Annotated in this window: 8 protein-coding genes; 4 read left to right on the plus strand and 4 right to left on the minus strand. The window is 71.2% G+C overall.

What is annotated here, in order from left to right; genetic code table 11:
- A partial coding sequence (locus tag FNH08_RS39950; protein ID WP_194238788.1) for an ATP-binding protein occupies positions 1-561 on the plus strand: 561 nt, incomplete at its 5' end.
- Here the strand turns inward: FNH08_RS39950 and erm are convergent.
- Positions 558-1,349 carry a 23S ribosomal RNA methyltransferase Erm gene (erm, locus tag FNH08_RS39955; RefSeq protein ID WP_322726232.1) on the minus strand — a complete coding sequence of 264 codons (792 nt, stop codon included), beginning with the start codon at positions 1,347-1,349 and terminating at the stop codon, positions 558-560. The two genes, FNH08_RS39950 and erm, sit on opposite strands and share 4 nt — an antisense overlap.
- Before the next feature lie 354 nt (positions 1,350-1,703).
- Between erm and FNH08_RS39960 the strand changes: the two genes are divergently transcribed.
- The 3 genes from FNH08_RS39960 (at position 1,704) to FNH08_RS39970 (ending at position 4,521) form a co-directional block, all read left to right on the plus strand.
- Complete coding sequence (locus tag FNH08_RS39960) at positions 1,704-2,627, plus strand: RpnC/YadD family protein (protein WP_152776420.1); 924 nt, start codon at positions 1,704-1,706, stop codon at positions 2,625-2,627.
- Between the two features lie 182 nt (positions 2,628-2,809).
- Positions 2,810-3,238 (plus strand): hypothetical protein, encoded by a 429-nt coding sequence (locus FNH08_RS39965; protein ID WP_152776421.1) that lies wholly within the window; start codon positions 2,810-2,812, stop codon positions 3,236-3,238.
- A gap of 113 nt (positions 3,239-3,351) precedes the next feature.
- On the plus strand, positions 3,352-4,521 hold the full coding sequence (locus FNH08_RS39970; RefSeq protein ID WP_152776422.1) for a hypothetical protein: 1,170 nt from the start codon (positions 3,352-3,354) through the stop codon (positions 4,519-4,521).
- A 22-nt stretch (positions 4,522-4,543) separates the two neighbouring features.
- On the opposite strand, the gene FNH08_RS39975 is transcribed toward FNH08_RS39970, so the two are convergent.
- The 3 genes from FNH08_RS39975 to FNH08_RS39985 all read right to left on the minus strand — a co-directional run.
- Positions 4,544-5,413: a hypothetical protein gene (locus FNH08_RS39975; protein WP_152776423.1), complete on the minus strand. Its 870-nt coding sequence runs from the start codon at positions 5,411-5,413 to the stop codon at positions 4,544-4,546.
- A 130-nt stretch (positions 5,414-5,543) separates the two neighbouring features.
- Complete coding sequence (locus FNH08_RS39980) at positions 5,544-6,323, minus strand: GAF and ANTAR domain-containing protein (RefSeq protein ID WP_407704554.1); 780 nt, start codon at positions 6,321-6,323, stop codon at positions 5,544-5,546.
- 178 nt (positions 6,324-6,501) lie between these two features.
- Positions 6,502-7,203, minus strand: a 702-nt coding sequence (locus FNH08_RS39985; protein WP_152776424.1) for a L,D-transpeptidase, incomplete at its 5' end; no start/stop codon positions are given.

Here is a 7,203-nt window from a genome sequence, read left to right on the forward strand (position 1 = left end):
GGTGCTGAGGGGGTGCGCACGGGGACGGACTCGGAGACGGCCCGCACGGAAGCGGGCTCCCCGCCGGACGTCGCCCCGGCCTCCCTCGACCGCCGGGCGCAGACCATGGTCGACGCGCTGGTGCCCGACCGCCCCTACGACGACGTGGTCCTGCTGCTGGCCCGCACCCGGCGGCTGGCCGCGGACCGGGTGGCGTACTGGGACCTCCCGGCCGACCCGGCGCTGGTCGCGGAGGCCCGCAAGACCACCACCCGGCAACTCGGCGACTGGGGCCTGGAGCACCTGGCGTTCACCACCGAACTGGTCGTCAGCGAACTGGTCACCAACGCCATCCGCCACGCCACCGGCCCGATCCGCCTGCGCCTCATCCTCGATCGCACCCTGATCTGCGAGGTCTTCGACGGCGGCCCCACCGCTCCCCACCTACGCCACCCGCGCACCACCGACGAGGGCGGCCGCGGTCTGTTCCTCATCGCCCAGTTCACCCAGAGCTGGGGGACCAGGTTCCTCCCCGAGGGCAAGGTGATCTGGGCGGAACAGTCACTGACGGGCGGGCTCTAGGCACCTCCACCGTCCCGGAGGCCGAACAGATCCGCCCACGCCTCGGCGCCGAGGGCACGGGGCAGGGCGGTGGGCGCGATCCGGTGCTCTCGCAGCCGGCGCCGGACCTCACGGCGGGGGATCTCCGGGGCGGCGACCGCGAGGATCCGCTCCAGGCCGTTCCCCGGGCCGGTGAACACGCGCTGCACGAAGTCCTGGTAGCGCCGCTGGTCACGGACCGGCACGAGGGGCCGTGGCCGGCGGGTCATGGTCATCAGTCCGCCGTCGACGCCGGGGCGCGGGCGGAACGCCGAGGCGGGCACCCGGGACACCAGCCGGAACTCGAACCACGGCCACCACTGCGCCGTCATCAGGGTCGCCCCGCCGACACCGGCGCGCCGCCGCGCCACCTCCCACTGCACGAGCAGGACGGCCTCGGTCCAGCCGGGCGCCCGCAGGATGCGGCGCAGCATCGCGGTGGTCTGGTGAAAGGGCAGGTTGCCGACCAGGACATGCGGCGTCGCCGGGAGCCTGAAGTCCATGAAGTCGCCGTGGACGATCTCGGTCGCCGGGCCGGTGCGGCGGGCCAGCCGCTCGGCACGCCTGCCGTCGATCTCGATCCCGGTCAACGGACGGCCGAGCCGCTCCAGCGGCAGGGTCAGCGCGCCGTCACCGGCGCCGATCTCGATGATGGGCGCGTCGGGACGGGACGCGAGGCCGTCGACCGTGGCGACGAGCCGCTCGATGACGGTCCGGTCGACGAGGAAGTTCTGGCCGAGCTCGTGTCGGCCGGGTCGGTGGGTGCGCACAGGTTCTCCGCGGCTTCGAGGGGAAGCCGGGCAGCACGGAAGGGCCGCCCGACGAGGTCTCTCGGGAGCGGCGGATCACTTCGCGGATCACCTGAGGGAGATCGAGCGGCGTCAGCAGAGGTACGGCCGACTCGAGCCGAAGGTCACGGAAGGGACCACCGCTAGAAGCGGCGGGTCCTGGTCATTGCTGCGCTCGCACACATGAGGGCCACGCTACAAGGCGCTACCTCACCTCGGGCAACTGGTTTTCCGGGCCCGCGCTGGGAGAACACCGAGACGTTTCTTCGATCCACGAAAGGGTGAACGGGGACTGGAGCCGCCCATAGCACCACGCAATCCACCTACGTTGCGCACATGGTCACATCCACCCACGAGGCCTCGCACCGGATCTTCCAGGAACATCCGGAGGCCCTCGCTCCCGTCTTCGAGGCGTTGGGGCTTCCACCACCCACCAAGGCAATCGTCGAGGCGCTCACGCCCGACGCGACGGAGATCAGGCCGATGGAGCGCCGTGTGGACACGGTGCTCAAGGTCGAGCCGTCAGACGGAGACGGCTTTCTACTCGCCGTCGAGGCCCAGACCCAGCGGGCCCCGGACAAGGGGGCCAACTGGGCCTACTACGTGGCATATCTGCGCGCGAAGTTCGACCTGCCGGTACTGCTCGTCGCGGTCTGCAGGCGCCGGTCCACCGCAACCTGGGCGGCCGGGCCCTTCGAGTGCCGCGTCGGCCCCTGGGTGACGCAGTCGACACGTCCGTTCGTACTGGGGCCGGACAGCGTTCCGGAGATCACCGACGAGTCGATGATCGTACGGGAACCGGCGATGGCCACGGTCGCGGCCATCGTTCATAGCGAAAGCGCGAACATCACCGCCATACTGGACATACTGGCCCGCGGGATGCGGTCGTTCGACAAAGCCACAGCGAAGTACTGGTGCGAGTTCCTGGAAGTCGGCCTGAAGGACACTCCGGCCAGAGAGACATGGAAAGGGCTGCAGAAGATGGTCGCCACTTACTTCCCGGGCCACGGGACCCTCTTCGAGGAGACGTACCTCGAGGGCAAAGCCGAGGGCAAGGCCGAAGGCGAGGCAACGTTGATCCTGCGCCTGCTGGAACGGCGCGGCATCCCCGTCCCGGAGGACGTCCGCGAGCGTGTCCTCGGCTGCACCGACCTCGACACCCTCACCCTCTGGTTCGACCGGTCCCTCACCGCCGCCACGGTCGAGGAACTGTTCGCCCAGGCCCCCGAGACCCAGGAGAACGGCGCGGAACGGCCCTGACCACCTGCCCGCCTCGCACACGACACCGAGGGCGCACGGCGAACAACAGCCGTGCGCCCTCAGCCGGGCGGCGCCACACCGTGCCCCGCACCGCGCTCAACGAACAAGCACACGCCCCCAGAAAGGGTGAACGACTCGACGTTCGCCAGATCCTGGCTCACGGCCCCCATAGCGTGCGACACGTGAAGCGAAACCTCGAGTTGAGCTCGATGAGCGAAGAGCTGCGCGACAAGCTGAGCGGCCGCGTCATGGTCACGTCACTGATCATGGCCATGGGACTGGCCCCTGAGCAAGCGATGGACGACCACAACGCACACCTGAACGAAATCAGCCGCCGCGATTCCCTGACCCTTGAGGAGGTGACCTACCTACGCGCCAAGGCGGGCAGCTGGACCGAGGAATACACGGAAGGCTGGGCCGACGGACTCGCCGAGGGGTGGGCCAGGGCAGTCGTCCGGATCTTGCAGGTCCGGGACATCACCGTCACCGGTAACACCTACGAGCGCATCACGGCCTGCTCCGACCTGACCATCCTCAAACGTTGGCAGGAGCTGGCTCTCACCGTCACGGACGTCAGCGAACTCTTCGCCACGGCGTCGACCAAGGGCTGACGGGTTCCTTTGCCCACCCCTCGCCCCAGAGCGTCATGAACCCGTTCTAATAAGATGCGCGTTCTGCCGGTCGCTCCGGCAACTGCGTACCGTACTCCCCGGGAGAGTGTCCTTTGACCGTAGCGATCCACCCGACGTCCGAGAACTCCGAGGGCTCCGAGAACGCCGAAGGCTCCGCGAGCGAGGGGTACTGGGTCGAGCCGGCCGCCGAAGGCAGCGTGGCTGAGTCGTCCGGGGACGGTGTGCATGAGCTCGTGGCTGCTGACGCCCGGGAGTTCGGGGTGTACGCGCGGACCGGGGGCTGGGCGTTCGCGTTGAAGGTGGCGCGGAGTGTGCGGCCCGGTGGGCAGGTCGCCGGGGAGACGCCGAAGGTGTCGGCGAAGGAGTTCGCCGAGCTGGCCGGGTGCTCGCCGGAGCGGGTCATGCGCTACTACAAGGCGTGGGACATGGCCGCCGACGACGCGCTCGTCCCGCAGTTCGAGGCGCTCAGCCCGGGGCAGGAGGTCGAACTGCCGGACGCGGACGTGTGGTTGTCCTACTACAGCTCCCGCAACAGCGCCACCTCCGTACGCGGCACCGCGATCACCGCCGCCGCCGAGGCCGAGGGCATCCGCCCGACCAAGGCGCTGGAGGTCGCGGAGAACCCCACCGCGCTGCGTGCCGCGATCCTCGCCGACCCCTCCACCGCCCAGGCGGCCCGTGCCGCGCTCCTCGACCGGATGCGGGAGGACCCCTCGCTCCAGGCCGAGCTGGCGCGTGACGTCGTCCGCACCGAGGAGCTGAAGAAGGCGGTCGCCACCGAGAACCGGGCCGCCGACCGCATCGGGTACGTCCGCCAGGTCGTGGACAGCGGGCAGGTGAAGACCCCCGCCGGGCAGACCATCGACGCGCCCGCCGAGCTGCGCGCCGAGGCCGAGCGCCGTCTCTCCCTCCTCGACGAGCTGGACGACGACGAGGACGCCGGCGAGTGGGCGACCGAGGCGTACGACACCGTGAAGTCCCTCGTCGTCCAGACCGTCGAGGCGAACCCGGAGCTCCGGGTCCAGGAACGCCGTACGAAGTTCTACAGCAGCCTCCAGCGGGCCACGAAGGTCTTCGAGGAGCTGACCCTGGACGACGCCGGCGACCTCGACGACATCTACGAGACCGACATGCTCGACCAGTTGGAGTCCCTCCAGCAGGCCCTCACGGCCTGCATCGAGAACCTGCGGAGGGCTACGGCACCAGCGGGAGCAGCGGCGGCAGCGGGAGCAGTGACGGTACCTGCCGCACCGGCTGACTGATCTCCGCTGCCTCGTCGGCTGTCTACTGCTCCTGGTCCTGCTCGCTCTCGCTTTCGCCCGCGCCTGCCTCGTACCCCTCGTCCGTCACGTCCTCCTCGTACACCGGGTCCTCCTGCTCCCCCTCCTCCGAGGGCTGCGGCTTGCTCGCGAAGGTCTCCTGGAGGCGCTGGGCACCGAGTTGGACGGCCTGCCGGGTGGTGTCGGTGTTGATGCCGTACAGGCCGCCGTGCGTGAGGAGGGCGGCACCGTCGCCGACGCGCAGGGCGGCGACGTCCAGCGTCAACCCGCCCTGCTCTCCCTCGACATCACCCGTGACGGTCATGCGGAGCGCCTGGCCGGCGTCCCCGATGCCCGGGAGCCCGACGGGGGTCACCCGGATGTCGTACGTCCGGCCCGAGGCCGTGGTGGAGGTGAACTCCTGGCACTGCTCGGCCAGTTGGCCCAGGTGGTCGAGCCTGGCGTCGATCTCCGCCTTGCGGTACGTGCCCACCTGGTACCGCACCTGGGCGCCGTACTCGGTGTCGTCGAAGCCCGCGACCGCCGTCGCTCCGGTCGGCTCGCCCAGCAGGTTCTCGGCGTACACGGCGTCGAGCAGCTCCTGGCACTCGGGGCGGTCCGCCTCGCCCTTGAGCAGCCCGTCCCGCCAGGTGGCCGCGCCCGCCGTCGTGCCCCAGTTCGTGCCGAGGTCTCCCTTGCCGATCAGGGCGCGCCCCAGCCGGCTGTCGGCGAGGCCGGGGGAGTCCGGGGCGGAGGGTTCGGCGGTGGAGGTCTTCCGGGGCGACGGGGCGGCGGACTCGGGCGCGGGGATTCCCGCCTGCCACAGCCAGGCCGCCCCCACCACGAGCACCACGGCGACGAACACCAGGGTGGGAAGTCGATACGGATGTCGCATGGCGCCGCTCTCCCGGGAACGTGACGTTTCGTCCCAGGTCAACACCGCGGGGGAAAGCCCACCAGTGCAGGGGGGTCGTCCGGGTGAGCGGGTCCCACGGATGGCACAGACGGCATTCCCAGCGAAGCGCCTAGCGGTCGAACCTCGTCCGGTGCGCGAGCACATCGCGGGCCACGTCGGCGGCCGTACGGCCATGGGCGAAGGCGTGGGCGCGCAACCGGGCCAGGGCGTCGTCCGCGGTGACGCCGAGCTGCACCATGATCATGCCCGTGGCCTGCGAGACCTCCCCGTGGTCCGTGGTCAGACCGCCCGGCAGGGCCTCGCCACCGCCCGGCAGGGCCTCGCCACCGCCCGGCAGGGCCCCGTCACCGCCCGGCAGGGCCCCGTCGCCACCCAGCCCACCATGGAGCACCATCAGCGCCATCGTCATCACCCCGGCCACCAGACGTGCCGTGCGCAGATCACGTCCCGTCAGTTCCCCCGGGGTGTCGCGGTACAGGTCGAGCGTGCCCACGCACACCGCGTCGTCGCCGAGCGGCAGCGAGTACACGGCGCGTGCGCCCGCCGCGACGGCCTGCCGCGCGAAGACGGGCCAGCGTCGGGCGTCGGCACCGCGCGTCAGGTCGGACGCGAGGACCGGCGCCCCGACCGCGACCGCCTCGCGGCCCGGCCCGTCACCCACGGTCTCCTGCACCTCCGCCACCCGCGCGGCCGCCTCGTCGCTTGCGCTCAGCCCCACCGGCATACCGTCGACCCGCAACGACACGCTCGCGCCCGTCACCGGCAGCAGCCGGACCGCGGCCGCGCACAGCCGCCCTGGGAGTTCACCCGGCGGAGCACCCCGCACACCCTCGAACTCGAACTCGAAACCCGGGACGTCGTCACGGTCGTCCCTGGGAGCCACGGCCACCGCCTCCCTCGTTCCGCCCGCCCTGCCGGAAGCGCCGTACGCCTACCCGCGGCCCGCATCACGAAAACCCCCGGCCGCGGTCGCTGACGTGCCCTTTCCCAGGGCAGCCGCCCGCGGAGCCGCAGCCCCCGGAGTCCCAGCCCGCAAAGCCCCAACCCTCGGAGTCCCAGCCTCGGTGCTACGACACCCCGCCGAAGAACGCCCCGCCCTCCGTCCCCGACGACGTCGCCGCGTCGGCCGGTGAAGCGGTCGGTTCCCCGGTCGGTGTACTGAGCGATCCTCCGGTCGATCCCCCGGTCGATCCCCCGGTCGACGTATCGGTCGAGGTCTCGGTCGAGGTCTCGTCCCGTGTCCCCGACGATGCCTCGGTCTCCTCGGCCCGCCTCCCGGGCGATTCCACGGACGGTGACGCGGTCGCGCGCCCTGCCGCACGCTTTGACGGAGTCGGTTCCGCACCCAAGGTCTGATCCGGTGCCGGCGCGGTCCCCGTCACCTCCACCACCGCTCCCTCGGCCAGCCGCTCGTACACCCACTTCGCGTCGTCGGGGCGCAGGCCGATCCAGCGACGCGTCCTGTCGTAGGTGCCCTGCGCCTTCTCGTCGTACGTCATGGCGCCGATGAACGTGGTGCTCCCGTCCGGCGCCCTGAGCTCGATCACAAAGGGGATCTTCACGGTGTAGGCGTCGTCGAAGCCGACGTCCACACCGGTCTCCGCCTTGGCCTTCACCTTGCCGGTGACCGTCATCCGGCCCGTGGGCGTGGGTGCCTCCTCCGCGCCCGAGGAGACGGGGAGTTCACGTTCGCCGATGACGAGCACCCGGCGGGACAGATCCACCGTCGCGTCGGCGGGCGCGGGTGTCGAGGGCGGGGGGGCGGGGCT

This window comes from Streptomyces spongiae, from assembly GCF_009377185.1.
In the GTDB taxonomy this organism is placed as follows: domain Bacteria; phylum Actinomycetota; class Actinomycetes; order Streptomycetales; family Streptomycetaceae; genus Streptomyces; species Streptomyces spongiae.

Excerpts from the sequence above, each read along its gene's own strand:
- FNH08_RS39960 (WP_152776420.1), top strand. The coding sequence starts at position 1,704 with ATGGTCACATCCACCCACGAGGCCTCGCACCGGATCTTCCAGGAACAT.
- FNH08_RS39975 (WP_152776423.1), bottom strand. The coding sequence starts at position 5,413 with ATGCGACATCCGTATCGACTTCCCACCCTGGTGTTCGTCGCCGTGGTG.